This is a genomic window from Arsukibacterium tuosuense (assembly GCF_900215315.1).
Lineage (GTDB): Bacteria > Pseudomonadota > Gammaproteobacteria > Enterobacterales > Alteromonadaceae > Alishewanella > Alishewanella tuosuense.
This window is the reverse complement of record NZ_OBEB01000012.1, coordinates 1-22,839: the sequence shown is the minus strand read 5'-3', so window position 1 is coordinate 22,839 and position 22,839 is coordinate 1. Positions and strand designations below refer to the sequence as shown.

General features: G+C 46.6%; 35 protein-coding genes. All 35 read left to right on the top strand.

Going from position 1 to position 22,839, the window contains the following annotated elements; all coding sequences use genetic code 11:
- The first annotated feature begins 127 nt into the window (after positions 1 to 127).
- Positions 128 to 502 carry a 30S ribosomal protein S12 gene (gene rpsL / locus CRO03_RS18220; protein WP_019677787.1) on the top strand — a complete coding sequence of 125 codons (375 nt, stop codon included), beginning with the start codon at positions 128 to 130 and terminating at the stop codon, positions 500 to 502.
- 90 nt (positions 503 to 592) lie between these two features.
- The gene (gene rpsG, locus CRO03_RS18215) at positions 593 to 1,063 is read left to right on the top strand and encodes a 30S ribosomal protein S7 (RefSeq protein ID WP_019677788.1); all 471 of its coding nucleotides are present in this window, start codon (positions 593 to 595) and stop codon (positions 1,061 to 1,063) included.
- Between the two features lie 27 nt (positions 1,064 to 1,090).
- Positions 1,091 to 3,193: an elongation factor G gene (gene fusA / locus CRO03_RS18210; protein ID WP_097113088.1), complete on the top strand. Its 2,103-nt coding sequence runs from the start codon at positions 1,091 to 1,093 to the stop codon at positions 3,191 to 3,193.
- A gap of 57 nt (positions 3,194 to 3,250) precedes the next feature.
- Complete coding sequence (gene tuf, locus CRO03_RS18205; RefSeq protein ID WP_097113087.1) at positions 3,251 to 4,435, top strand: elongation factor Tu; 1,185 nt, start codon at positions 3,251 to 3,253, stop codon at positions 4,433 to 4,435.
- A 150-nt stretch (positions 4,436 to 4,585) separates the two neighbouring features.
- Positions 4,586 to 6,325 (top strand): acyl-CoA dehydrogenase, encoded by a 1,740-nt coding sequence (locus CRO03_RS18200; RefSeq protein WP_097113086.1) that lies wholly within the window; start codon positions 4,586 to 4,588, stop codon positions 6,323 to 6,325.
- Positions 6,326 to 6,386: 61 nt separating this feature from the next.
- Positions 6,387 to 7,250: a phospholipase A gene (locus CRO03_RS18195; protein ID WP_097113085.1), complete on the top strand. Its 864-nt coding sequence runs from the start codon at positions 6,387 to 6,389 to the stop codon at positions 7,248 to 7,250.
- Positions 7,251 to 7,495: 245 nt separating this feature from the next.
- On the top strand, positions 7,496 to 7,807 hold the full coding sequence (gene rpsJ / locus CRO03_RS18190; RefSeq protein ID WP_019677715.1) for a 30S ribosomal protein S10: 312 nt from the start codon (positions 7,496 to 7,498) through the stop codon (positions 7,805 to 7,807).
- Positions 7,808 to 7,836: 29 nt separating this feature from the next.
- Positions 7,837 to 8,475 carry a 50S ribosomal protein L3 gene (gene rplC / locus CRO03_RS18185; RefSeq protein WP_097113084.1) on the top strand — a complete coding sequence of 213 codons (639 nt, stop codon included), beginning with the start codon at positions 7,837 to 7,839 and terminating at the stop codon, positions 8,473 to 8,475.
- An 18-nt stretch (positions 8,476 to 8,493) separates the two neighbouring features.
- Positions 8,494 to 9,099, top strand: coding sequence for a 50S ribosomal protein L4 (gene rplD / locus CRO03_RS18180; RefSeq protein WP_097113083.1), 606 nt, complete (start codon positions 8,494 to 8,496; stop codon positions 9,097 to 9,099).
- Entirely contained in the window at positions 9,096 to 9,398 is a 303-nt protein-coding gene (gene rplW, locus CRO03_RS18175; RefSeq protein WP_019677718.1) for a 50S ribosomal protein L23, read from the top strand. Before rplD ends, rplW begins: the two co-directional genes overlap by 4 nt.
- Positions 9,399 to 9,414: 16 nt before the next feature.
- Positions 9,415 to 10,239 carry a 50S ribosomal protein L2 gene (gene rplB, locus CRO03_RS18170; protein ID WP_019677719.1) on the top strand — a complete coding sequence of 275 codons (825 nt, stop codon included), beginning with the start codon at positions 9,415 to 9,417 and terminating at the stop codon, positions 10,237 to 10,239.
- Between the two features lie 16 nt (positions 10,240 to 10,255).
- The gene (rpsS, locus tag CRO03_RS18165; RefSeq protein WP_019677720.1) at positions 10,256 to 10,534 is read left to right on the top strand and encodes a 30S ribosomal protein S19; all 279 of its coding nucleotides are present in this window, start codon (positions 10,256 to 10,258) and stop codon (positions 10,532 to 10,534) included.
- 10 nt (positions 10,535 to 10,544) lie between these two features.
- Complete coding sequence (rplV, locus tag CRO03_RS18160; protein ID WP_097113082.1) at positions 10,545 to 10,877, top strand: 50S ribosomal protein L22; 333 nt, start codon at positions 10,545 to 10,547, stop codon at positions 10,875 to 10,877.
- A gap of 9 nt (positions 10,878 to 10,886) precedes the next feature.
- Complete coding sequence (gene rpsC, locus CRO03_RS18155) at positions 10,887 to 11,600, top strand: 30S ribosomal protein S3 (RefSeq protein WP_019677722.1); 714 nt, start codon at positions 10,887 to 10,889, stop codon at positions 11,598 to 11,600.
- Between the two features lie 12 nt (positions 11,601 to 11,612).
- Positions 11,613 to 12,026, top strand: a complete 414-nt coding sequence (gene rplP / locus CRO03_RS18150; protein ID WP_019677723.1) for a 50S ribosomal protein L16 — start codon at positions 11,613 to 11,615, stop codon at positions 12,024 to 12,026.
- Positions 12,026 to 12,217 (top strand): 50S ribosomal protein L29, encoded by a 192-nt coding sequence (gene rpmC / locus CRO03_RS18145; RefSeq protein WP_019677724.1) that lies wholly within the window; start codon positions 12,026 to 12,028, stop codon positions 12,215 to 12,217. Before rplP ends, rpmC begins: the two co-directional genes overlap by 1 nt.
- A complete protein-coding gene (gene rpsQ / locus CRO03_RS18140; protein ID WP_097113081.1) occupies positions 12,217 to 12,471 on the top strand; it encodes a 30S ribosomal protein S17 in 255 nt (84 codons plus the stop codon). The genes rpmC and rpsQ overlap by 1 nt, the downstream gene beginning before the upstream one ends.
- Positions 12,472 to 12,638: 167 nt before the next feature.
- On the top strand, positions 12,639 to 13,007 hold the full coding sequence (gene rplN, locus CRO03_RS18135; RefSeq protein WP_019677726.1) for a 50S ribosomal protein L14: 369 nt from the start codon (positions 12,639 to 12,641) through the stop codon (positions 13,005 to 13,007).
- A gap of 9 nt (positions 13,008 to 13,016) precedes the next feature.
- On the top strand, positions 13,017 to 13,331 hold the full coding sequence (rplX, locus tag CRO03_RS18130; protein ID WP_097113080.1) for a 50S ribosomal protein L24: 315 nt from the start codon (positions 13,017 to 13,019) through the stop codon (positions 13,329 to 13,331).
- A 19-nt stretch (positions 13,332 to 13,350) separates the two neighbouring features.
- The gene (gene rplE, locus CRO03_RS18125; protein ID WP_019677728.1) at positions 13,351 to 13,890 is read left to right on the top strand and encodes a 50S ribosomal protein L5; all 540 of its coding nucleotides are present in this window, start codon (positions 13,351 to 13,353) and stop codon (positions 13,888 to 13,890) included.
- Positions 13,891 to 13,901: 11 nt separating this feature from the next.
- Positions 13,902 to 14,207, top strand: coding sequence for a 30S ribosomal protein S14 (gene rpsN, locus CRO03_RS18120; RefSeq protein WP_019677729.1), 306 nt, complete (start codon positions 13,902 to 13,904; stop codon positions 14,205 to 14,207).
- A gap of 21 nt (positions 14,208 to 14,228) precedes the next feature.
- A complete protein-coding gene (gene rpsH, locus CRO03_RS18115) occupies positions 14,229 to 14,621 on the top strand; it encodes a 30S ribosomal protein S8 (protein ID WP_097113079.1) in 393 nt (130 codons plus the stop codon).
- 15 nt (positions 14,622 to 14,636) lie between these two features.
- On the top strand, positions 14,637 to 15,170 hold the full coding sequence (gene rplF, locus CRO03_RS18110) for a 50S ribosomal protein L6 (RefSeq protein WP_097113078.1): 534 nt from the start codon (positions 14,637 to 14,639) through the stop codon (positions 15,168 to 15,170).
- Between the two features lie 9 nt (positions 15,171 to 15,179).
- The gene (gene rplR / locus CRO03_RS18105; RefSeq protein WP_019677732.1) at positions 15,180 to 15,530 is read left to right on the top strand and encodes a 50S ribosomal protein L18; all 351 of its coding nucleotides are present in this window, start codon (positions 15,180 to 15,182) and stop codon (positions 15,528 to 15,530) included.
- A gap of 9 nt (positions 15,531 to 15,539) precedes the next feature.
- Positions 15,540 to 16,043 (top strand): 30S ribosomal protein S5, encoded by a 504-nt coding sequence (gene rpsE, locus CRO03_RS18100; RefSeq protein ID WP_019677733.1) that lies wholly within the window; start codon positions 15,540 to 15,542, stop codon positions 16,041 to 16,043.
- 6 nt (positions 16,044 to 16,049) lie between these two features.
- Positions 16,050 to 16,232 (top strand): 50S ribosomal protein L30, encoded by a 183-nt coding sequence (rpmD, locus tag CRO03_RS18095; protein WP_097113077.1) that lies wholly within the window; start codon positions 16,050 to 16,052, stop codon positions 16,230 to 16,232.
- 3 nt (positions 16,233 to 16,235) lie between these two features.
- Entirely contained in the window at positions 16,236 to 16,670 is a 435-nt protein-coding gene (gene rplO / locus CRO03_RS18090; protein WP_019677734.1) for a 50S ribosomal protein L15, read from the top strand.
- Positions 16,671 to 16,685: 15 nt separating this feature from the next.
- A complete protein-coding gene (secY, locus tag CRO03_RS18085; protein WP_046559227.1) occupies positions 16,686 to 18,014 on the top strand; it encodes a preprotein translocase subunit SecY in 1,329 nt (442 codons plus the stop codon).
- A 22-nt stretch (positions 18,015 to 18,036) separates the two neighbouring features.
- Complete coding sequence (gene rpmJ / locus CRO03_RS18080; RefSeq protein ID WP_008950799.1) at positions 18,037 to 18,150, top strand: 50S ribosomal protein L36; 114 nt, start codon at positions 18,037 to 18,039, stop codon at positions 18,148 to 18,150.
- 128 nt (positions 18,151 to 18,278) lie between these two features.
- The gene (gene rpsM, locus CRO03_RS18075) at positions 18,279 to 18,635 is read left to right on the top strand and encodes a 30S ribosomal protein S13 (RefSeq protein WP_019677736.1); all 357 of its coding nucleotides are present in this window, start codon (positions 18,279 to 18,281) and stop codon (positions 18,633 to 18,635) included.
- A 14-nt stretch (positions 18,636 to 18,649) separates the two neighbouring features.
- Positions 18,650 to 19,039: a 30S ribosomal protein S11 gene (gene rpsK / locus CRO03_RS18070; protein WP_019677737.1), complete on the top strand. Its 390-nt coding sequence runs from the start codon at positions 18,650 to 18,652 to the stop codon at positions 19,037 to 19,039.
- A 33-nt stretch (positions 19,040 to 19,072) separates the two neighbouring features.
- Positions 19,073 to 19,693 (top strand): 30S ribosomal protein S4, encoded by a 621-nt coding sequence (gene rpsD, locus CRO03_RS18065; protein ID WP_019677738.1) that lies wholly within the window; start codon positions 19,073 to 19,075, stop codon positions 19,691 to 19,693.
- A 23-nt stretch (positions 19,694 to 19,716) separates the two neighbouring features.
- Positions 19,717 to 20,706: a DNA-directed RNA polymerase subunit alpha gene (locus CRO03_RS18060; protein WP_019677739.1), complete on the top strand. Its 990-nt coding sequence runs from the start codon at positions 19,717 to 19,719 to the stop codon at positions 20,704 to 20,706.
- Positions 20,707 to 20,745: 39 nt separating this feature from the next.
- Positions 20,746 to 21,144 carry a 50S ribosomal protein L17 gene (rplQ, locus tag CRO03_RS18055; protein WP_046555286.1) on the top strand — a complete coding sequence of 133 codons (399 nt, stop codon included), beginning with the start codon at positions 20,746 to 20,748 and terminating at the stop codon, positions 21,142 to 21,144.
- Positions 21,145 to 21,252: 108 nt separating this feature from the next.
- Positions 21,253 to 22,539, top strand: a complete 1,287-nt coding sequence (locus tag CRO03_RS18050) for a serine hydrolase (protein ID WP_097113076.1) — start codon at positions 21,253 to 21,255, stop codon at positions 22,537 to 22,539.
- Positions 22,540 to 22,839 lie beyond the last annotated feature (300 nt).

The following is a 22,839-nucleotide window of genomic DNA, read 5'->3' as shown; positions in this document are numbered from 1 at the left end:
GGATAAAAAGCCAGCAAACTGCATTGTAACTTGACAGGTCAAAGCTTGACCATTAGAATTCCGCGACCCTAATTTTGGGGTGCGGAATTTTCACGTTTATTGGGTATTTATTAACCAGGAGTATTTAATGGCAACAATCAACCAGCTAGTGCGTAAGCCGCGCAGCCAGAAGGTAGCCAAGAGCACCGTTCCGGCGCTTGAAGCTTGCCCGCAGAAGCGTGGTGTTTGTACCCGTGTATACACCACTACACCTAAGAAGCCAAACTCAGCATTACGTAAAGTATGCCGTGTTCGTTTAACTAACGGATTCGAAGTTTCTTCTTACATTGGTGGTGAAGGCCATAATCTGCAAGAGCACAGTGTTGTGCTTATTCGCGGTGGCCGGGTAAAAGACCTTCCAGGTGTGCGTTACCACACCGTACGTGGCACATTAGACTGTGCAGGCGTAAAAGATCGTAAACAAGCCCGTTCTAAATACGGTGCGAAGCGGCCTAAGAAATAACGGTACTCCGTTAGTAAGGCCAAACTAAACAACTTTTTTTCTTCAATGTATTAAAAGTTTTGGAATCACCTGAAGCAATCGGAGTTACGAATGCCAAGAAGACGCGTCATAGGTCAACGTAAAATCCTTCCAGATCCTAAGTTCGGAAGTGAATTACTTGCCAAGTTTGTCAATGTCGTTATGGTCGACGGAAAAAAATCCACAGCCGAATCAATTGTATACGGCGCCCTAGAAATTGCAGCTACCAAATCGAAGAAAGAGCATATTGATCTTTTCGAAGTTGCTTTAGATAACATTCGTCCAACTGTCGAAGTTAAATCACGTCGGGTAGGTGGTTCAACCTATCAGGTACCATGTGAAGTTCGTCAGGTACGGCGGAATGCTCTGGCTATGCGTTGGTTGGTAGAAGCTGCCCGTAAACGTGGTGAAAAATCAATGGCTCAGCGTTTAGCTGGTGAAATGCTGGATGCCATCGAAAACAAAGGTTCTGCGGTTAAGAAGCGTGAAGACGTGCACCGTATGGCCGAAGCGAACAAAGCATTCGCTCACTTCCGCTGGTAAGCAGAGTTTAAAGAAGAGGACACTATTGTGGCACGTACAACCCCAATAGAACGCTACCGCAACATTGGCATTGTTGCCCACGTAGACGCGGGTAAAACCACGACTACTGAGCGTGTGCTTTTTTACACCGGTCGTTCTCATAAGATTGGTGAAGTACATGATGGCGCAGCAACCATGGACTGGATGGAGCAAGAGCAGGAGCGGGGAATTACTATTACCTCTGCTGCTACGACGACATTCTGGGTTGGTATGCAGGCACAGTTTGACCAGCATCGTATTAATATTATCGATACCCCTGGCCACGTTGACTTCACTATTGAGGTTGAGCGGTCGCTACGGGTGTTGGATGGTGCTGTGGTGGTGCTGTGTGGTTCGTCAGGGGTGCAACCTCAGACTGAGACTGTATGGCGTCAGGCAAACAAGTACGAAGTTCCTCGGATGATTTTCGTCAACAAGATGGACCGGACCGGTGCTGACTTCCTGCGGGTAGTTAAGCAGGCCCGGACCCGTCTGAATAGCACCATTGTGCCAATTCAGTTGCCTATCGGCGCTGAAGACGACTTCAACGGTGTGGTTGACCTTATCAAAATGAAAGCCATTAACTGGAACATGGAAGATCAGGGGATGACCTTCAATTATGAAGCTATCCCCGCTGACATGTTGGCATTGTGCAAAGAGTGGCGTCAGAACCTGATTGAAGCTGCGGCTGAAGCCAGTGAAGAGCTGATGGAGCGCTACCTTGAAGGCGACGAGTTCTCTGAACAAGAGATCAAAGCGGCCCTTCGTGCACTGACATTACGAAATGAAGTGGTATTGGTATTATGTGGCTCAGCCTTTAAAAATAAGGGTGTGCAAGCCATGTTAGATGCGGTTATTGAATACCTGCCTTCGCCGACAGAGGTAAAGGCTATAACAGGTATTCTGGAAGATGAGTCAGAAGGTGAGCGTCATTCAAGCGATGATGAACCCTTTGCAGCCCTTGCTTTTAAAATCGCAACTGACCCGTTCGTTGGTACGCTGACCTTTTTCAGGGTTTACTCTGGTGTAGTAGAGACAGGTTCTGCTATTTACAACTCGGTAAAACAGAAGAAAGAGCGTATTGGCCGGATGGTGCAAATGCATGCCAATACCCGTGAAGAAATAAAAGAAGTTCGTGCCGGCGATATCGCCGCCGCAATCGGCTTAAAAGATACCACGACGGGCGACACCTTATGTGATCAGGATAACGTTATTATTCTGGAGCGTATGGAGTTTCCTGATCCGGTTATCTCGGTAGCCGTTGAACCAAAAACCAAGGCTGATCAGGAAAAAATGGGTGTCGCGCTGGGTAAACTGGCGGCAGAAGATCCTTCTTTCCGGGTGCATACTGACGAAGAAACCGGCCAGACCATTATTTCAGGTATGGGCGAATTACACTTAGACATTATCGTTGACCGGATGCGTCGTGAATTCAAGGTTGAAGCCAACGTGGGTAAACCACAGGTGTCATATCGTGAAACGCTGCGTCAGGCTACCGAAGTCGAAGGTAAGTTTGTGCGTCAGTCTGGTGGTCGAGGTCAGTTTGGTCACTGTTGGCTGAAAATCGAACCGCAGGAAGAAGGTGCAGGTTACGAGTTCGTCAACGCGGTAGTGGGTGGTGTTATTCCGAAGGAATACATTCCTGCCATCGACAAAGGTATACAAGAACAGATGAAAAACGGCGTATTGGCGGGTTATCCGGTTATCGACGTTAAAGTGACTGTTTTTGATGGTTCATACCATGATGTAGACTCTAACGAGATGGCATTTAAAGTGGCTGCTTCAATGGGCTTTAAGAAAGGTGCGCTGCAAGCGAAACCAGTAGTACTTGAGCCTATTATGAAAGTTGAAGTGGTAACGCCTGAAGAGTTTATGGGTGATATTGTTGGTGATTTAAATCGTCGTCGCGGTATTATTCACGGTATGGACGATGCCCCTGGTGGTATCAAAATCGTTGACGCAAATGTTCCGTTATCAGAAATGTTTGGTTATGCAACCAACATGCGTTCACTGAGTCAGGGCCGCGCCTCTTACTCAATGGAGCCTCTGAATTATCAGGAAGCACCAAACAACGTAACTGAAGCGATTATCGCTGCACGTAAGTCTAACTAATCAATTAGTATGGCCCGGTGTAAGTCGGGCTACAATTTAATATAGAAGGGTCTACACATGGCTAAGGCTAAATTTGAACGCGTAAAACCGCACGTAAACGTAGGTACTATCGGTCACGTTGACCACGGTAAAACTACTCTGACAGCTGCTATCACTAACGTATTAGCTAAGACATACGGCGGTCAGGCATTTGCTTTCGATCAAATCGATAAAGCACCGGAAGAAAAAGCCCGTGGTATCACCATCAACACCTCACACGTTGAGTACGATACCCCAACCCGTCACTACGCACACGTAGACTGCCCGGGCCACGCTGACTATGTTAAGAACATGATCACCGGTGCGGCGCAGATGGACGGCGCAATTCTGGTTGTTGCGGCGACTGACGGTCCTATGCCACAGACACGTGAGCACATCCTGTTATCACGTCAGGTAGGCGTACCTTACATCATCGTGTTCATGAACAAGTGTGACATGGTAGATGACGAAGAGCTGTTAGAGCTGGTAGAAATGGAAGTGCGTGAGCTTCTTTCAGACTACGACTTCCCGGGTGACGATTTACCAGTAATCCGTGGTTCAGCGCTGAAAGGCCTGGAAGGCGATGCAGAGTGGGAAAAGAAAATTCTGGAGCTGGGCGAAGCGTTAGATACGTATATCCCTGAGCCGGTCCGTGCGATTGATAAGCCATTCATCATGCCAATCGAAGACGTATTCTCAATTGCTGGTCGTGGTACTGTAGTAACAGGCCGTGTAGAGCAAGGTATCATCAAAGTAGGTGAGACAGTAGAAATCGTTGGTATCAAAGACACAGTAGCGACAACCTGTACTGGTGTAGAAATGTTCCGTAAGCTGTTAGACGAAGGTCGTGCAGGCGAGAACATCGGTGCGTTGTTACGTGGTACTAAGCGTGAAGACGTAGAGCGTGGTCAGGTATTGGCTAAGCCAGGTTCAATCAAGCCACACACTAAGTTCGAAGGCGAAGTGTACGTGTTGTCAAAAGAAGAAGGCGGTCGTCATACTCCGTTCTTCAAAGGCTACCGTCCACAGTTCTACTTCCGTACTACAGACGTAACTGGCGCAGTTGAATTGCCAGAAGGCGTAGAAATGGTAATGCCAGGCGACAACCTGAAGTTTGTTGTTGAGCTGATTTGCCCAATCGCGATGGACGAAGGTTTACGCTTCGCAATCCGTGAAGGCGGCCGTACTGTAGGTGCTGGTGTAGTATCTAAAATCATCGCTTAATTAATTTTTAATAAGCAGTGATGTAAAGAAGGCTCCCCTGTGGAGCCTTTTTTGTCACCAAAATAAAATTCAAACGCACGTTTGAATGCCTTGTCTGAACCGGAGCGTTATGCCATATTACTCACTCATCCGTCCAGTGAGGAATTTGCAATGAGCAGCTATCAGGCCCCGATAACCGATATGACCTTTAACTTGTTTGATGTCTGGCAGCTAGACCAGTACTGGCAAACTAATGGTCAGTTGCAGGACTTAATAGAGGCCGATACGGCAAAAGCAATCCTGGAGGAAGCGGCAAAAATCTGTGAGCAACAAATAGCGCCATATTCCGCAGATGCAGATCAGCGCGGTGCACAATTAACTGATGGCAAGGTAAGCCTGCCTACTCATTATTATACAGCCTATCAAAGCTTAGTTGAGGGCGGCTGGACCAGCTTAAGTGGTGACCCGCAATATGGCGGTATGGGCATGCCAAAAGCCTTATCGATGATGGTCGATGAAATGCTTTGCAGCAGCGATATTGCCTTTTCACTGTACCCTGGCTTAACTGCTGGTGCCTGTGTGGCTTTGTTGCAGCATGCCGATGACACTACCAAACAAACTTATTTACCAAAGCTCTACAGCGGCGAATGGTCGGGCACTATGTGTTTAACCGAGTCACATGCCGGCTCTGATCTGGGCATTATGCGCACTACTGCCAAGCCAAACGCTGATGGCAGTTATGCGTTAAATGGCTCAAAAATTTTTATTACTGCCGGCGAGCATGAACTGACTTCCAATATTATCCATCTGGTATTAGCCAAACTACCTGATGCCCCTGCTGGCAGCCGTGGTATCTCGTTGTTTCTGGTTCCTAAGTATTTGCTTGATGCGAATGGCGGGGCCGGCGTGCGCAATGGCGTCAGTGTCGGGTCCATCGAGCATAAGATGGGCATAAATGGTTCAGCAACCTGTGTCCTGAATTTCGATGACGCCAAAGGCTTTTTAATTGGTGAACCACACCGCGGTTTAAGTTGTATGTTTACCATGATGAACTATGAGCGACTGTCGATGGGTAGCCAGGGCCTGGGCGCTGCCGAACGGGCTTATCAGAATGCACTTGCTTATGCTAAAGATCGCTTACAGGGAAGGATCACAGAGTCTGATGCTAATAAAGCAGAGCCGATTATTGGCCACCCTGACGTGCAACGGATGCTGCTGAATATTAAAGCAATGAATGAAGCCGGCCGGACCTTTGCTACCTGGGTGGCAGCGCTGCTGGATAAATCTAAATATGATAACTGTGTGGTTTCCGGCCAGCGCGCAAACTTACTGACACCCATCGCCAAAGCTTTTATGACCGATCAGGGTTTTGATGCCTGCGTTAGTGCCCAACAGGTGTTTGGCGGCCATGGTTATGTCAAAGAGTGGGGCATGGAGCAACTGGTTCGTGATGTGAGAATTGCCCAGATTTATGAGGGCACCAATGGTATTCAGGCCGCAGATTTTATGCTGCGTAAAGTTGCCGCAGATAAAGGCACTGTGCTATTTAGCTTATTGGATGATATTGCTGACGAACTTATCGAAAAGCCTCATGTCTCAGCAGCTCCATTGACGAAGGCGGTAACTGATTTGCGGGCGATCACAACCCAGCTTTTGCAGAAAGAAAATGTTGTACTGGCTGGTGCCGCCTGCGACTTTCTGGCACTAGTCTCGTACATATTGTATGGCTACATGTGGTATAAAAATCTGATGGCGCTGGATACCAGTAAACATAGCAGTAGTTTTATCGATGCTAAAACACATACAGCAAACTGGTTCTTTAGCCGGATATTACCCAGAGCAACCGGAATAAATGCGACATTAAACAACGATTCCGTAATGTTATATAATCTGGCGCACGAAAATTACTAGTTAGTCTCGCTATTGTTGGTAAGCAACAGCAGACTGAATAGAGTTTATTTTAAGGATTTCTATGAAGTTGTTGTTAGCTTGCCTGCTGTTATGCAGCTCGATACAGTTATTTGCCGCTGATGCACTGGATAAAAGATTAAAGGCAGAGCAATGGGATGAGTATGAGCCTTTTACCCTGCTACCCCATAAAACCAACTATCTGATGCCATTGACTTATGTTGATGGTATCGCCAGTACCTTAAGCCGGGATGGGGTCAGTGCGCCATCAGATAACATTGAGGCCAAGTTTCAGTTAAGCCTGAAAACCCCATTGTTGACGAAAATTTATAAAGACAATGGTTATCTGTTCTTTGCTTTTACTCAGCAAGCCTACTGGCAGGCTTATAACTCGGAAGTGTCGTCGCCGTTTCGGGAAACTAATTACGAGCCCGAGCTTATTCTGATGTTGCCGCATTATCGCAACTACGAAGAAGCGGCCAGCCGGATTATTAGTTTAAGCCTATCCCACCAATCTAATGGACGTGCTGGTGAGCTCTCGCGTAGCTGGAACCGCTTAAAACTAAGCTGGGTAACCTCTATCGGTAATGTGTTCATCAATTTTGAACCCTGGTACAGGTTTAACGAGCAAAGAAAAACCTCTGTGGATGATCCGAAAGGCGATGACAATCCGGATATTACCAAATATATGGGCTGGTTTGAGTTATCAGCAGCTTATAAGCAGGATGATGCCACCTGGCGACTAATGGTGCGCAATAATCTGCGCAGTAATAATAAAGGAGCAGTCCGGTTTTCGTATTCTCAGCCATTTAATCGTCATATCCGGCTTTATGCTGAATTATTTACCGGCTATGGCGAAAGTCTGATTGATTACGATCGATCTGTTACCCGGATTGGTATTGGCTTTGAATTAAATGATATTCTCTGAGTAGCAAAAGACAGCGCAAATTATAAACAACACTTGCGTTTACGGTTAGTTTAAGTATAATGCGCGGCCAGTCGATTTAATTCTGGCTGCAACAGTTAACAGCACTGAACTTGCTTCAGGCTGAATTGACTGTTCGACAATGCTCCCGATTGGGGAGCAACTGGTACTTTGGTGCATAAGCATACCCAATAAGGGTTATGGCTTATGTTTATTTTTGCTCTTTTTGCTCTTTGAGGCTTTGATACATGAGTAGTCAAAGGATACGCATCCGTCTGAAAGCGTTCGATCACCGTTTGATCGATCAGTCAACTATGGAAATCGTTGACACAGCTAAGCGTACTGGCGCCCAGGTCCGTGGTCCAATTCCACTGCCAACCCGTCAGGAACGTTTCACTGTTCTGATTTCTCCTCACGTCAATAAAGATGCGCGTGACCAGTACGAAATCCGTACCCACAAGCGTTTAATCGACATCGTTGAACCAACCGAGAAAACGGTTGATGCGCTGATGCGTTTAGATCTGCCTGCTGGCGTTGACGTTCAAATTAGCCTGGGTTAATCAGACAGGTTTTTAGAGAGGTTTAGGAAATGGCTATCGGTCTAATCGGTCGTAAAGTGGGCATGACTCGCATCTTCACTGAAGATGGCGTATCGATCCCTGTAACCGTAATCGAAGCGACACCAAACCGCGTTACTGATGTTAAAACGCAAGACGTTGAAGGCTATAGCGCGCTGCAAGTGACTGCTGGCACAGTTAAGGCTAACCGCCTGAACAAACCAGAAGCTGGTCATTTTGCGAAAGTGGGTGTTGATGCTGGTCGTGGTCTGTGGGAATTCCGCCTGCTAGACAACGAAGGCGCTGACATTCAGGTTGGCAGCGAGATTACTGTGGATATTTTCGCAGATACGAAAAAAGTTGATGTGTCTGGCACATCAAAAGGTAAAGGTTTTGCTGGTGCTGTTAAGCGCTGGAATTTCCGTACCCAGGATGCTACTCACGGTAACTCTTTGTCACACCGTGCTCCAGGTTCTATTGGTCAAAACCAATCACCTGGTAAAGTATTCAAAGGTAAAAAAATGGCTGGTCACATGGGCGCAGAACGGGTAACCGTGCAATCGCTTGAAGTGGTTCGTGTAGACGCAGAGCGTAACATTCTGTTAGTAAAAGGCGCAGTGCCTGGTGCTATCGGCGGTGACGTGATCGTTAAACCAGCTGTTAAAAGCTAACGTCTGAGGAGATAAGTGATGGAATTAGCATTACGAGACGCTCAAGGCGCTCTTGAAGTTTCCGAAGCTACCTTTGGACGTGAGTTTAACGAAGCTCTGGTACACCAGGTAGTAGTTGCTTATGCAGCTGGCGCCCGTCAAGGTACCCGTGCACAGTTAACTCGTTCAGAAGTTCGCGGTGGCGGCAAGAAGCCATGGCGCCAGAAGGGTACAGGCCGTGCCCGTGCTGGTACAATCCGTAGCCCAATATGGCGCGGAGGCGGTGTGACATTTGCGGCTAAGCCACAAGATCACAGCCACAAAGTAAACCGTAAAATGTATCGCGGTGCGATCATGAGCATTCTGTCTGAATTAGTGCGTCAGGAACGGTTAATCGTGGTTGAAAACTTTGCAGTTGATACCCCGAAAACCAAAGAGTTATCTGCCAAATTAAAGGCGATGGATCTGAAAGACGTATTAATTGTGACTAACGAAGTAGATGAGAACCTGTTCTTGTCTGCACGTAACCTGTACAAGGTTGACGTACGTGACGTACACGGTATCGACCCGGTCAGCTTAATCGCATTCGACAAAGTGTTAATGACTGCTGCTGCAGTTAAACAACTTGAGGAGCTGTTAGCATGATCCGTGAAGAACGTTTACTGAAAGTGATTCTGGCTCCGCATGTTTCTGAAAAAGCAACTAATGCGGCAGAGAACAACAACACTATCGTTTTCAAGGTATCTACTACTTCTACTAAAGCTGATATTAAAGCTGCCGTAGAAAAACTGTTTGAAACAGAAGTAGTGGGTGTTCGCACTGTTAATGTTAAGGGTAAGACCAAGCGCACTGGTGCGCGGATGGGCAAGCGTAGCGATTGGAAAAAAGCTTACGTTACTCTTAAAGAAGGCAGCGAAATCGATTTCGTTGGCGGCGCTGAGTAAGAAGAGGAGTTAGGAAATGGCACTTGTAAAGTGTAAACCTACGTCACCAGGTCGTCGCCACGTATTAAAAGTGGTTAACCCTGACCTGTACAAAGGCAAGCCTTATGCTCCTTTGTTAGAGAAGAACGTTAAAACTGGTGGTCGTAACAACAAAGGTCGTATCACTACCCGTCATATCGGTGGTGGTCATAAGCAACATTATCGTGTTGTCGACTTCAAACGCACTAAAGACGGCATTCCGGCTAAAGTAGAACGCTTAGAATACGATCCAAATCGTACCGCTAACATTGCTTTAGTACTGTATGCAGACGGTGAGCGTCGTTACATTCTGGCCCCTAAAGGCCTGAAAGCTGGTGATTCAGTCATTTCTGGTATGGACTCGCCAATTAAAGCGGGTAACACTTTGCCACTGCGGAATATCCCGGTAGGTCAGGTTGTACACAATATCGAAATGAAACCAGGTAAAGGCGGCCAGCTGGCTCGTTCAGCCGGTGCTTTCGTACAGATCCTGGCACGCGACGGTGAGTATGTCACTCTGCGTCTGCGTAGCGGCGAAGTACGTAAAGTATTAGCAGATTGTCGCGCGACTATCGGTGAAATCGGTAATGCCGAGCACATGTTACGTCAATACGGTAAAGCTGGTGCTATGCGCTGGCGCGGCATTCGCCCAACCGTACGTGGTGTAGTAATGAACCCGGTTGACCACCCACACGGTGGTGGTGAAGGTAAGACTTCTGGTGGTCGTCACCCTGTTACTCCATGGGGCGTACCAACTAAAGGCTACAAAACTCGTTCAAACAAGCGTACTGATAAACTTATCGTACGTCGTCGTGATAAATAATTTGTGAGGAATTGCCATGCCACGTTCTCTCAAGAAAGGTCCATTTATTGACCTTCACTTGCTGAAGAAGGTAGAGAAAGCGTTGGAAAGCGGTGACAAGAAGCCTATAAAGACTTGGAGCCGTCGTTCAATGATCATACCTGATATGATCGGTTTGACCATCGCTGTCCATAATGGTCGTCAACATGTACCGGTGTTTGTCTCGGAAGAGATGGTTGGTCACAAGTTAGGTGAATTTGCACCTACTCGTACTTACCGTGGTCATGCAGCCGACAAAAAGGCCAAGAAGCGCTAAGGGGTAAATGATGCAAGCATTAGCTAAACACAAATTTGCCCGTTCTTCTGCACAGAAAACCCGTCTGGTCGCTGACCAGGTGCGTGGAATGTCAGTCGATAAGGCGCTGAACGTACTGACTTACAGCCCTAAGAAAGCTGCTGAGTTAGTTAAAAAGGTTCTTTTATCAGCCATTGCCAACGCTGAGCACAACGAAGGTGCGGATATTGATACGTTGAAAGTGAAGACCATCTTCATCGATGAAGGTCCTTCAATGAAACGGATTAAGCCACGCGCTAAGGGTCGTGCTGACCGTATTGTTAAGCGCACCAGCCACATCACTGTGGTTGTAGCTGATAACTAGGAGATAGAAATGGGACAGAAAGTACATCCTAATGGTATTCGCCTAGGTATCACTAAGCCATGGAGCTCAACCTGGTTCGCGAATACAAAAGATTTCCCGGATTTCTTAAACGGTGACTACAAAGTTCGTCAGTACCTGACGAAGCAATTGAAAGCCGCTTCAGTAAGCCGGATTGATATTGAGCGTCCTGCGAAAAGCATCCGTGTGACTATTCACACTGCTCGTCCAGGCGTAATTATCGGTAAGAAAGGTGAAGACGTTGAGAAGATCCGCAAGCAAGTTGCCGCTATTGCCGGCGTACCTGCGCAGATCAATATCTCTGAAATCCGCAAGCCTGAATTAGATGCCAAATTAGTCGCTGACTCAATCAGCAGCCAGTTAGAGCGTCGTGTTATGTTCCGTCGTGCTATGAAGCGCGCAGTACAAAACGCAATGCGGATTGGCGCTAAAGGTATCAAGGTGCAGGTAAGTGGCCGTTTAGGCGGCGCTGAGATTGCCCGTGATGAATGGTATCGTGAAGGTCGTGTGCCACTGCATACCCTGCGCGCTGACATTGATTACAACACCTCAGAAGCTTTAACTACTTACGGTATCATTGGTGTTAAGGTGTGGATTTTTAAAGGCGAGATCTTAGGAGCTCTGCCATTAAGCAGCAACACCAACAACGCTAACAATAACAACCAGCCTAAAGCGCCGAAAAAACCGGCACGTAAGGCTAAGTAGGGGTATTGAGCGATGTTGCAACCAAAACGTACAAAATTTCGTAAAGTGCACAAAGGTCGTAACCGTGGTTTAGCCCAGGTAGGCGATAAAGTATCTTTCGGTACTTATGCACTGAAATCATTAGAACGTGGTCAAATGACTTCACGTCAAATCGAATCTGCACGTCGTGCTATGACGCGGGCTGTTAAGCGTGTTGGTAAAATCTGGATCCGTGTGTTCCCAGATAAGCCAATTACTGCTAAGCCGCTGGAAGTACGGATGGGTAGTGGTAAAGGTTCTGTTGAGTACTGGGTATGTCAGATTAAACCTGGCAAAGTTCTGTACGAAATGGACGGTGTGTCTGAAGAGTTAGCGCGTCATGCATTTACGCTTGCTGCTGCTAAGCTTCCATTTAAGACAACCTTTGTAACGCGGACGGTAATGTGATGAAAGCCAGCGAATTAAAATCGAAAAGTGTAGAAGAGTTAAACGCTGAATTATTAGGTCTGTTACGTGAGCAATTCAATATGCGCATGCAAGCAGCTACTGGTCAGTTAGCTCAGACACATTTATTGAAGCAGGTGCGTCGTGATATCGCGCGCGTTAAGACTATCTTAACCGAGAAGGCAGGTGCGTAATGACTGAAGCGAATATCCGTACGCTGCAAGGTAAAGTGATCAGTAACAAGATGGATAAGTCTATCACTGTTGCTATCGAACGTTCTGTGAAGCACCCTATTTATGGGAAATTCATTAAACGTACTACCAAACTGCACGTACATGACGAAACCAATCAGTGTAATGAAGGCGATGTTGTCACAATCCGTGAATGTCGTCCTCTGTCCAAGACTAAGTCCTGGACGCTGGTAGCGGTAGTTGAATCAGCGACTTAATTTTTAAGTCACTGAAAGAAACGGCCCAGTAGGGCCGTTTTTTATTATTAAACTATCCATTTGGTAAAAGTGCTGTTATAATCACGCGCCCTTCTATCTGGGGGGTATTTATTATCGTAAGCAGCGTAGTCCGAGAGGGCTATATAGTAGAATAGCGGAGCACTAAGATGATCCAGATGCAATCTATGCTGGAAGTCGCAGACAACAGCGGCGCGCGCAGCGTAATGTGTATTAAGGTCTTAGGTGGTTCGCATCGCCGTTATGCCGCAATTGGTGACGTCATTAAAATTACTGTTAAGGAAGCAATTCCTCGCGGTAAGGTTAAAAAAGGTGACGTTCTGAATGCAGTGGTGGTGCGTACACGCAAAGGCGTACGTCGTCAGGACGGGTCATTAATCCGTTTTGATCGCAATGCAGCAGTGTTGTTAAACACTAAGCTGGAACCGATCGGCACACGTATTTTCGGCCCTGTAACACGTGAACTTCGTGGCGATAAGTTTATGAAGATCGTGTCACTGGCACCAGAAGTACTGTAAGGAGTCACAATGGCTAGTAAAATCCGTCGTGATGATGAGGTGGTTGTTCTTACTGGTAAGGACAAGGGCAAACGCGGCAAAGTGACGAAAGTATTACTTTCTGAAAACCGTGTTTATATCTCAGGCGTCAACCTGGTAAAAAAGCATCAGAAACCTGTTCCTGCGCTTAATACCCCGGGTGGCATCGTTGAGAAAGAAGCCTCTATTCATGTTTCAAATATAGCGATTTTTAACCCAGCAACGGGTAAAGCTGATCGCGTAGGTTTCCGTTTTGAAGATGGCAAGAAAGTTCGCTTCTTCAAATCGAATAATGAAGTAATCTAATTACTATTGGAGTAATACGATGGCGAAACTGCATGAAATTTATAAAGACACCGTAGTCCCAGAACTGTTTAAACAGTTTGGCTACACCAGCGTCATGCAAGTCCCTCGGATTGTTAAAATCACGCTCAATATGGGTGTGGGTGAAGCGGTTGCAGATAAAAAGATCCTTGATAACGCCGTAGCGGATTTAACCGCTATTGCTGGCCAAAAGCCACTTATCACTAAGGCTCGTAAATCTGTAGCTGGTTTCAAAATCCGTGAAGGCTACCCTATTGGCGCAAAAGTGACCCTGCGCGGCGAGCGTATGTGGGATTTTTTAGAGCGTTTAGTCTCTATTGCTATCCCACGTATCCGTGACTTCCGCGGTGTAAACCCGAAGTCATTTGATGGCCGTGGTAACTACAGCATGGGTGTACGTGAGCAAATCATTTTCCCAGAAGTCGATTACGACAAAGTAGACGCAGTACGTGGTTTAGATATCACGATTACGACTACCGCCCGTAGCGATGACGAAGGACGTGCTTTACTTGCCGCGTTTAACTTCCCGTTCAAGAAATAAGGTGTAGGGTCATGGCAAAACAATCAATGAAAGCTCGCGAAGTAAAGCGTGCACAACTGGTAGCCAAATTCGCTGCAAAGCGTCATGAGCTGAAAGACCTGATTGCGAATCCAGCGACTTCTGACGAAGACCGTTGGGCAGCAGTTCTGAAGCTACAGACGTTGCCGCGTGATTCCAGCCCTTCACGTCAACGTAACCGTTGTCGTGTAACAGGTCGTCCACATGGTTATCTGCGTAAGTTCGGAATGAGCCGTATCAAGGTTCGTGAAGCAGCTATGCGCGGTGAAATTCCTGGCCTTCGTAAGGCTAGCTGGTAAGAATCACGGGAGTAACGAGCTATGAGCATGCAAGATCCAGTAGCGGATATGTTTACTCGCATCCGCAACGGCCAAGCTGCCAACAAAGTTGCGGTTAAAATGCCATCTTCAAAATTGAAGTTGTCAATCGCGAAAGTATTAAAAGACGAAGGTTACATCGGCGATTTCGCTGTGTCTGGTGATGTTAAGCCAGAGCTGGAAGTTACGTTAAAGTATTTCCAGGGCAAATCAGTTATTGAGACTATCGATCGTGTTAGTCGTCCAGGTCTGCGAATCTATAAGAAGAGCGGCGATTTACCTAAGGTAATGGGCGGTTTAGGTGTGGCCATTGTGTCAACATCTAAAGGACTAATGACTGACCGCGCCGCGCGCAAGGTTGGTATCGGTGGCGAAATCATCGGCTACGTAGCGTAACGGAGGTAGTAATCTATGTCTCGTGTTGCTAAGGCCCCAGTCACTATACCAACCGGCGTTACTTTAACGCAAAACGGCCAGGTTGTGACGCTGAAGGGCAAAAACGGCGAGTTAACGGTTAACGTTAACCCTGCAGTTGAGATCGTTGTCGAAGGTAACGTTTTACGTACCAATCCGCGCGACGGTTTCGAAAATGCAAACGCACAAGCGGGTACTGCCCGTGCATTGATCAATAACCTGGTAACAGGTGTTAGTGAAGGTTTCGCTCAGAAACTGGAATTAGTTGGTGTTGGTTATCGTGCAAAAGCAGAAGGTAAGGTATTAAACCTGAGCCTGGGCTTTTCTCACCCGGTCGTTTTCGAGATCCCGCAAGGTATCACTATCGAAACGCCTACCCAGACTGAGGTCTTGGTAAAAGGTGCTGACAAACAATTAGTTGGTCAAGTTGCTGCAAACATCCGGGCATACCGTAAACCAGAGCCTTATAAAGGCAAAGGTGTTCGTTATGCGAATGAAAACGTGCGTCGTAAAGAAGCGAAGAAAAAGTAGGGTAAGACGATGGATAAGAAACTTGCTCGTCTGCGCCGTGCCAAACGCACTCGCAGAAACATTATCGAACAAGGTGCGAATCGCCTGGTTGTACACCGTACACCACGTCACATCTACGCCCAGCTTATCGCACCAAATGCTGAAGTGATCGTTGCTGCTTCTACTGCAGAAGCAACTATTCGTGAATCATTGAAGTACACAGGTAACGTAGATGCTGCAAAGGCTGTAGGTAAAGCGATTGCCGAACGTGCAGTAGCCAAAGGCGTTACTGCTTGTGCTTTTGACCGCAGTGGCTTCCAGTATCATGGTCGCGTGCAGGCGTTAGCAGACGCAGCACGTGAAGCCGGTCTTCAGTTCTAGGAGTAGCTCATGGCTAACGAAGAAGCTAAACAACAATCTGATTTACAAGAGAAGCTTGTTGCAGTAAACCGCGTGTCAAAAGTAGTTAAAGGTGGTCGTATTTTCTCCTTTACTGCATTGACAGTAGTCGGTGACGGCAACGGCCGCGTTGGTTTCGGTTATGGTAAAGCACGTGAAGTACCCGCTGCTATTCAAAAAGCAATGGAAAAAGCACGTCGCAACATGACCCAGGTTGAGTTAAATGGTCACACTTTACACCACCCAACTCGTGGTGTGCACTCAGGCTCTAATGTTTTTATGAAGCCTGCATCAGAAGGTACTGGTTTGATCGCTGGCGGTGCAATGCGCGCCGTATTGGAAGTAGCGGGCATCCAGAACATTCTGTCTAAGTGTTACGGCTCAACTAACCCAATTAACGTAGTTCGCGCTACCATCAATGCCCTGGCTTCAGTGAAGTCACCGGCACAAGTGGCAGCTAAACGCGGTTTACGCGTTGATGACATTTTGGGGTAATTTGCCATGGCGAAGAAGACAATTAAAGTAACCCAGACTAAATCGAGCATCGGTCGTTTACCGAAGCATCGTGCATCGTTATCGGGTTTAGGTTTGCGCCGTATTAACCATACTGTTGAAGTTGAAGATACACCTTCAGTTCGCGGCATGATTAACGCTGTGTATTACATGGTTAAAGTGGAGGAGTAAAAGATGCTTTTAAATACACTTTCTCCCGCACCAGGTGCAAAGAAAGATAAAAAACGCGTAGGCCGTGGTATCGGTTCTGGCTTAGGTAAAACTGCAGGTCGCGGTCACAAAGGTCTGAAGTCACGTTCAGGCGGTAAAGTGCGCCCTGGTTTCGAAGGCGGTCAAATGCCTTTAAAACAACGTTTACCTAAGTTCGGTTTCACTTCACAGAAATCTCTGGTTTCTGCTGAAGTTCGGTTACACGAGCTGGCTGCAGTTAATGGTGACGTCGTTGATTTAGCAACCTTAATGGAAGCTAATATTATCTCTCGTACTGTTAAGTTCGCTAAAGTTGTGCTGTCTGGCGAGCTTACTCGTCCGGTAACTGTAAAAGGTTTAGGCGTAACTAAAGGCGCGCGCGCAGCCATCGAAGCCGCCGGCGGTAAAGTCGAAGAATAATAAGGATAGTACGCTATGGCTAAACCAGGTTCGGACTCAAGAGGTGCAAAAGGCGGATTCAGCGAGCTGAAATCCCGCCTGTTATTTGTACTTTTGGCCATAATCGTTTTTCGGTTAGGCTCCTTTGTGCCAATTCCTGGAATTGACGCCAACGTGCTGGCTCAGTTATTCGAGCAACAAAAAGGCACCATCGTTGAAATGTTCAACATGTTCAGCGGTGGTGCACTTGAACGGGCTTCTGTTTTTGCGCTGGGTATTATGCCCTATATATCTGCTTCAATTATTGTTCAGCTGTTAACCGTGATGCATCCGCATCTGGCAGAGCTGAAAAAAGAAGGCGAAGCAGGTAAGCGCAAAATTAATCAGTATACCCGTTACGGTACATTAGGTTTAGCAATACTGCAGTCTATTGGTATAGCCACTGGCTTACCAAATATGATGCCGGGATTAGTGCTTAATCCGGGTTTTGCATTTTACTTCACTGCGATCATAAGTTTGGTAACCGGCACCATGTTTTTAATGTGGTTAGGTGAGCAAATTACCGAACGTGGTATTGGGAATGGTATTTCGCTGCTTATTTTTACCGGTATTGTTGCTGGCTTCCCGTCTGCCATTGGCCAGACGATTGAGATGGCACGTCAGGGCGATTTGCACTTTTTACTTTTAGTCGCTATTGGTGTGATTGTAATTGCGATTACCTGGTTTGTGGTGTTCGTTGAACGCGGCCAGCGTCGTATTGTGGTTAACTATGCTAAGCGTCAGCAGGGCCGTCAGGTGTTTGCCGCGCAAAGCAGCCATTTACCGTTAAAGGTGAATATGGCCGGGGTTATACCACCAATTTTCGCTTCTAGCATAATTCTGTTTCCAGGCACTATTGCCAGTTGGTTTGGTGCAGGCGAAGGTATGGTTGCGAACTTCCTCCAGGAAGTGTCGCTAGCTTTATCTCCGGGACAACCGCTGTATATGATGTTATACTCGGCGGCTATCATTTTCTTCTGTTTCTTTTATACCGCGTTGGTGTTTAATCCGCGTGATACAGCAGACAACCTGAAGAAATCCGGTGCTTTTATCCCTGGGATCCGTCCTGGTGAGCAGACATCAAAATACATTGATAAAGTGATGACCCGGTTAACCTTAGCAGGTGCTTTGTATATTACTTTTATCTGTTTGGTTCCCGAGTTCATGATGGTTGCATGGAATGTGCAATTTTACTTCGGCGGTACATCTTTACTGATTATCGTGGTGGTAATTATGGACTTTATGGCACAGGTACAGACCCATCTGATGTCGCATCAGTATGATTCTGTACTTAAAAAGGCAAATCTTAAAGGTTATAGCCGTTAAGATATATTTGCGGAGTTAAGTTATGAAAGTACGAGCTTCCGTTAAGAAGATCTGCCGTAACTGCAAAGTTATCAAGCGCAACAATGTTGTGCGTGTTATCTGCAGTGAACCTAAGCACAAACAGCGCCAGGGTTAAGGTAGAAAACAGTTTATCGGGCTGAACATTGCGTTCGGCCCGTTAATTGTTTGCAATATGAGCGCCATTTGAGTATCCTTACGGGCTTTTCAAATTGGCACCTTTTAATTTTTTATAGGAGAACGTTAGTGGCCCGTATCGCTGGCATTAACATCCCCGATAATAAACATGCAGTTATCTCTTTAACTTATGTTTATGGTATCGGTAAAACCCGCGCTAAATCAATTTTAGCTGCTGTGGGTATCGAAGAAAGTATGAAAATTGCTGCATTATCTGATGCGCAGTTAGATACGCTTCGTGACGAAGTTGCTAAGTACACCGTTGAAGGTGACTTACGCCGTGAAGTGACATTAAACATTAAACGTTTAATGGATCTTGGTTGTTACCGTGGCTTACGCCACCGTCGTAGTCTGCCAGTTCGTGGTCAGAGAACTAAGACCAATGCGCGCACCCGTAAAGGTCCACGCAAAGCGATTAAGAAATAGGACGGGGTAATAACATGGCAAAAGCACCAGTTCGTACTCGTAAACGGGTAAAAAAGCAAGTTTCTGACGGTATGGCTCATATCCATGCCTCTTTCAACAATACCATCGTTACGATCACCGATCGTCAGGGTAACGCTCTTTGCTGGGCAACTTCTGGCGGTTCAGGTTTCCGTGGCTCGCGTAAGTCAACGCCGTTCGCTGCTCAGGTAGCTGCTGAACGTGCTGGTACTGCTGCGTTAGAATATGGTCTTAAGAACCTTGAAGTGTTTGTAAATGGTCCTGGCCCAGGCCGCGAATCAGCGATTCGTGCACTGAACGCCGCTGGATACCGCATTACAAATATCACCGACGTGACGCCTATCCCGCATAACGGATGCCGTCCCCCTAAAAAACGTCGCGTGTAATTACAGCGCTTCACGGATTATTGGAGAAAGAAGATGGCAAGATATTTGGGTCCTAAGCTCAAACTTAGTCGTCGCGAAGGTACAGACCTGTTCCTGAAAAGCGGCGTAAGGGCAATTGATTCAAAGTGTAACTTAACAACTGCTCCTGGTCAGCACGGCGCACGTCGCGGTCGCTTATCAGACTACGGTTTACAGTTACGCGAGAAGCAAAAAGTACGTCGTATGTACGGCGTGTTAGAGAAGCAGTTCCGTAATTACTATAAAGAAGCTGCTCGTTTGAAAGGTAATACCGGTGAAAACCTGTTAGCGTTGTTAGAGTCTCGTCTTGACAACGTGGTATACCGTATGGGTCTGGCCAGTACTCGTGCTGAAGCACGCCAGCTGGTAAGCCACAAAGCTATTTTATTGAATGGCAAAGTGCTGAACATCCCATCGTATACTGTATTACCTGAACAAGTGATCTCTGTGCGCGAGAAAGCCAAGAAGCAAGCACGTATCAGTGCAGCTCTTGAAGTAGCAGCGCAACGTGAGAAGCCAACTTGGATCGAAGTTGACAACACGAAGCTGGAAGGCGTTTTCAAACGTCTGCCTGAGCGTTCTGACTTGTCTGCGGACATCAACGAACAGTTAATCGTCGAGCTTTACTCTAAGTAAAGCTAATTGTTAAGAGAGGATATATGCAGGGTTCTGTCACCGAATTCCTTAAGCCGAGATTAGTTGGTATCGAAAGGATCAACCCAACTCGTGCCAAAGTTACTTTGGAACCACTTGAGCGCGGTTTCGGGCATACCTTGGGCAACGCGTTACGTCGTATTCTGTTATCGTCAATGCCAGGTTGTGCAGTGACTGAAGTAGAAATCGACGGCGTGCTCCATGAGTACAGTGCCAAAGAGGGCGTACAGGAAGATATCATTGATATCCTTCTGAACCTCAAAGGCCTTGCCGTTCGCCTGGAAGACAAAGATGAAGTCACGCTGACTTTAACGAAGAAAGGTGCCGGCCCTGTAACTGCTGGAGACATCCAGCGTGGCGACGGTGTGGTTATTACTAACCCTGAGCACGTTATTTGTAATCTGACGGGTGAAACTGAGTTCAGTATGCGCCTTAAGATTGAGCGTGGTCGCGGTTATGTGCCTGCATCAGCTCGTTTGTCCTCTGATGATGACGAACGTCCGATAGGTCGTCTGTTATTAGACGCGTCGTTCAGTCCGGTTGAGCGCATTGCTTACACCGTTGAGTCGGCTCGGGTAGAACAGCGTACCGACCTGGATAAGCTGATCATCGATATGGAGACCAATGGCACTGTTGAGCCTGAGGAAGCCATTCGTCGTGCAGCAACAATTATGGCTGAACAGCTGGAATTCTTTGTTGAATTGCGCGATAAGAGTGAGCCGGAAAAACGTGAAGAGAAGCCGGAGTTTGATCCGATTCTGTTGCGTCCAGTTGATGATTTAGAATTAACAGTTCGTTCTGCTAACTGCTTGAAGGCAGAGCAGATTCAGTATATCGGTGATCTGGTACAACGTACCGAGGTTGAGTTGCTGAAAACGCCTAATCTTGGTAAGAAGTCACTTACCGAAATCAAAGACGTGTTGGCGTCGCGGGGTTTATCTCTGGGCATGCGCCTGGAAAACTGGCCGCCAGCTAGTTTGGTAAATAAAGACTAACCAGACACCAGTTCCTGGTTTAGTGAGAAGGAATAGATCATGCGCCATCGCAAGAGTGGTCGTCAATTAAATCGGAATAGCAGCCACCGTACTGCAATGTTCCGCAACATGGCAAGCTCGTTGGTGAAGCACGAAATCATCAAAACGACTTTGCCAAAAGCTAAAGAGTTACGTCGTGTGATCGAACCATTGATCACCCTGGCCAAAAACGACAGCGTTGCAAACCGCCGTTTAGCTTTTGCCCGTACTCGTGATAAAGAAGTTGTTGGTTTGTTGTTCAACGTTTTAGGCCCGCGTTACAACGCGCGTCCAGGTGGTTACACTCGTATTATGAAGTGTGGCTTCCGTACCGGCGACAATGCACCAATGTGCTACATCGAGTTAGTTGACCGTCCTGAAGTGGACGCTCTGCCAGTTGAAGAAACTGCTGCTGAGTAAGCTAATCTCAAAGTAAAAACCGGGCTTTTGCCCGGTTTTTTTATGCCTGTTTGTTATTCAGCAGAAAAATGACTAAGCTAGAATATTCCGGTTGATTGGTGAAGTTCTATGCAATTAATTCGTAATCTGCTTATAACAGTCATGTCGATATTTCCATCGTCATATTATGTTAAGGCAGCTGGCTGCGCCGAGCTTAGCATTGGAAACTGTCATGACCTTGCCCCATTGCTGGCGACTACAACAGGTCAGCACGATGTGCTTAATAAGGTTCTGGCAACCCCCGAACTCTTTAAAGTACAAATCCTCTACACCCAGATTGACCGCAAACCAGATAATAAAGTCGAGTTTATTCATTATCAATTCGGGCTCGATGAGTCACGCTATTATTACCCAGCGAGTACGGTTAAATTGCCGGTATCACTGTTGGCGTTGCAATGGCTGAATCAACATCAGCAACCTGGCGTAAATAGAAAAACTACAATGTTCACTGACAGTAGCAGGCCAGTCCAGACAGAAGCTTTGGCAGATGAAACTGCAGAGAATAAACTGCCTAGCGTTGCGCATTATATAAAGAAAATTCTGTTGGTTAGCGATAACGACGCATATAACAGGCTTTATGAGCTATTAGGTCAGGAATACATTAATAGTCAGCTACACGATAAAGGCTTAACAAATACTGTTATCAATCATCGTCTCAGCTTGCCTTTACCGGAGCTGGAGCAAAGGCATTATAATCCTATCCGTTTTGTTGATGAGCAAAGCAAACCTATATTGTCGTTACCGGCTCGCAGCAGTGAAACACGCTTTGTAAACCAAGCCAGCCCAATGCTAGGAAAAGCACATATCGCAAATGGTGAACTGGTCGATCAACCAATGGACTTCAGTGATAAAAATCGCTTTTCTGTTGCCGACTATGCCGGAGTACTGCAAAGGATATTCTTCCCGCAATCATTTAGTTCAGCACAGCAATTTGATATTAGTGAGCAAGATCGTTTGTTTGTTATTAAGTATATGGGAATTGCTCCTGCGTCTGTGCACTATCCCGCCTATGATAGCGAAGAGTATCCTGATAATTATGCCAAGTTTTTGCTGGTCGGCGGGCAGGATCAACCAGCAATACCCAGTCATTTGAGAATATTTAACAAAACGGGTTGGGCCTATGGGCATGCGATCGACGGTGCTTATATTGTAGATACAAATAAAAATATCGAGTTTATGCTGATGGCGGTAATTTACGCTAACGAAAACGATACTCTTAATGACGACAATTATCAGCTTAATGAAATTGCCAAGCCGTTTATGCGCCAACTGGGTCAATTGATCTACCAACATGAATTGCAGCGGCCGCGTAAGGTAGTACCGGAACTCACTCAGTTTAAAGAGTTACCTGAATAACTGCCTGAATTCTGGTCTATTTGCCGTTTATTTCTGCTTATTGCACAAAAAACACCCGGTCAGTCATCATTCTGTAAAAAAGATCTTGATCATGTTTGTGGGATCTCTATAATGCGCATCCACAGACGGGGCAGCGGCAACGCAGCAAACGACTGAGAAAGACTACTGAGAATGGCGCAAGCGGTTCTCGCTTCACTCTTGTAACAACGAGTTTGAAGCACGCTCTTTAACAATTAGCAATCAATTATCTGTGTGGGCACTTATAATGATGTTCGTGTAAACGAAAAAAATCAGTATGAG

Bases quoted from the DNA above. Each gene is read 5' to 3' on its own strand.
- rpsL (WP_019677787.1), top strand. From the start codon at position 128: ATGGCAACAATCAACCAGCTAGTGCGTAAGCCGCGCAGCCAGAAGGTA.
- rpsG (WP_019677788.1), top strand. From the start codon at position 593: ATGCCAAGAAGACGCGTCATAGGTCAACGTAAAATCCTTCCAGATCCT.
- tuf (WP_097113087.1), top strand. From the start codon at position 3,251: ATGGCTAAGGCTAAATTTGAACGCGTAAAACCGCACGTAAACGTAGGT.
- CRO03_RS18200 (WP_097113086.1), top strand. From the start codon at position 4,586: ATGAGCAGCTATCAGGCCCCGATAACCGATATGACCTTTAACTTGTTT.
- CRO03_RS18195 (WP_097113085.1), top strand. From the start codon at position 6,387: ATGAAGTTGTTGTTAGCTTGCCTGCTGTTATGCAGCTCGATACAGTTA.
- rpsJ (WP_019677715.1), top strand. From the start codon at position 7,496: ATGAGTAGTCAAAGGATACGCATCCGTCTGAAAGCGTTCGATCACCGT.
- rplC (WP_097113084.1), top strand. From the start codon at position 7,837: ATGGCTATCGGTCTAATCGGTCGTAAAGTGGGCATGACTCGCATCTTC.
- rplD (WP_097113083.1), top strand. From the start codon at position 8,494: ATGGAATTAGCATTACGAGACGCTCAAGGCGCTCTTGAAGTTTCCGAA.
- rplW (WP_019677718.1), top strand. From the start codon at position 9,096: ATGATCCGTGAAGAACGTTTACTGAAAGTGATTCTGGCTCCGCATGTT.
- rplB (WP_019677719.1), top strand. From the start codon at position 9,415: ATGGCACTTGTAAAGTGTAAACCTACGTCACCAGGTCGTCGCCACGTA.
- rpsS (WP_019677720.1), top strand. From the start codon at position 10,256: ATGCCACGTTCTCTCAAGAAAGGTCCATTTATTGACCTTCACTTGCTG.
- rplV (WP_097113082.1), top strand. From the start codon at position 10,545: ATGCAAGCATTAGCTAAACACAAATTTGCCCGTTCTTCTGCACAGAAA.
- rpsC (WP_019677722.1), top strand. From the start codon at position 10,887: ATGGGACAGAAAGTACATCCTAATGGTATTCGCCTAGGTATCACTAAG.
- rplP (WP_019677723.1), top strand. From the start codon at position 11,613: ATGTTGCAACCAAAACGTACAAAATTTCGTAAAGTGCACAAAGGTCGT.
- rpmC (WP_019677724.1), top strand. From the start codon at position 12,026: ATGAAAGCCAGCGAATTAAAATCGAAAAGTGTAGAAGAGTTAAACGCT.
- rpsQ (WP_097113081.1), top strand. From the start codon at position 12,217: ATGACTGAAGCGAATATCCGTACGCTGCAAGGTAAAGTGATCAGTAAC.
- rplN (WP_019677726.1), top strand. From the start codon at position 12,639: ATGATCCAGATGCAATCTATGCTGGAAGTCGCAGACAACAGCGGCGCG.
- rplX (WP_097113080.1), top strand. From the start codon at position 13,017: ATGGCTAGTAAAATCCGTCGTGATGATGAGGTGGTTGTTCTTACTGGT.
- rplE (WP_019677728.1), top strand. From the start codon at position 13,351: ATGGCGAAACTGCATGAAATTTATAAAGACACCGTAGTCCCAGAACTG.
- rpsN (WP_019677729.1), top strand. From the start codon at position 13,902: ATGGCAAAACAATCAATGAAAGCTCGCGAAGTAAAGCGTGCACAACTG.
- rpsH (WP_097113079.1), top strand. From the start codon at position 14,229: ATGAGCATGCAAGATCCAGTAGCGGATATGTTTACTCGCATCCGCAAC.
- rplF (WP_097113078.1), top strand. From the start codon at position 14,637: ATGTCTCGTGTTGCTAAGGCCCCAGTCACTATACCAACCGGCGTTACT.
- rplR (WP_019677732.1), top strand. From the start codon at position 15,180: ATGGATAAGAAACTTGCTCGTCTGCGCCGTGCCAAACGCACTCGCAGA.
- rpsE (WP_019677733.1), top strand. From the start codon at position 15,540: ATGGCTAACGAAGAAGCTAAACAACAATCTGATTTACAAGAGAAGCTT.
- rpmD (WP_097113077.1), top strand. From the start codon at position 16,050: ATGGCGAAGAAGACAATTAAAGTAACCCAGACTAAATCGAGCATCGGT.
- rplO (WP_019677734.1), top strand. From the start codon at position 16,236: ATGCTTTTAAATACACTTTCTCCCGCACCAGGTGCAAAGAAAGATAAA.
- secY (WP_046559227.1), top strand. From the start codon at position 16,686: ATGGCTAAACCAGGTTCGGACTCAAGAGGTGCAAAAGGCGGATTCAGC.
- rpmJ (WP_008950799.1), top strand. From the start codon at position 18,037: ATGAAAGTACGAGCTTCCGTTAAGAAGATCTGCCGTAACTGCAAAGTT.
- rpsK (WP_019677737.1), top strand. From the start codon at position 18,650: ATGGCAAAAGCACCAGTTCGTACTCGTAAACGGGTAAAAAAGCAAGTT.
- rpsD (WP_019677738.1), top strand. From the start codon at position 19,073: ATGGCAAGATATTTGGGTCCTAAGCTCAAACTTAGTCGTCGCGAAGGT.
- CRO03_RS18060 (WP_019677739.1), top strand. From the start codon at position 19,717: ATGCAGGGTTCTGTCACCGAATTCCTTAAGCCGAGATTAGTTGGTATC.
- rplQ (WP_046555286.1), top strand. From the start codon at position 20,746: ATGCGCCATCGCAAGAGTGGTCGTCAATTAAATCGGAATAGCAGCCAC.
- CRO03_RS18050 (WP_097113076.1), top strand. From the start codon at position 21,253: ATGCAATTAATTCGTAATCTGCTTATAACAGTCATGTCGATATTTCCA.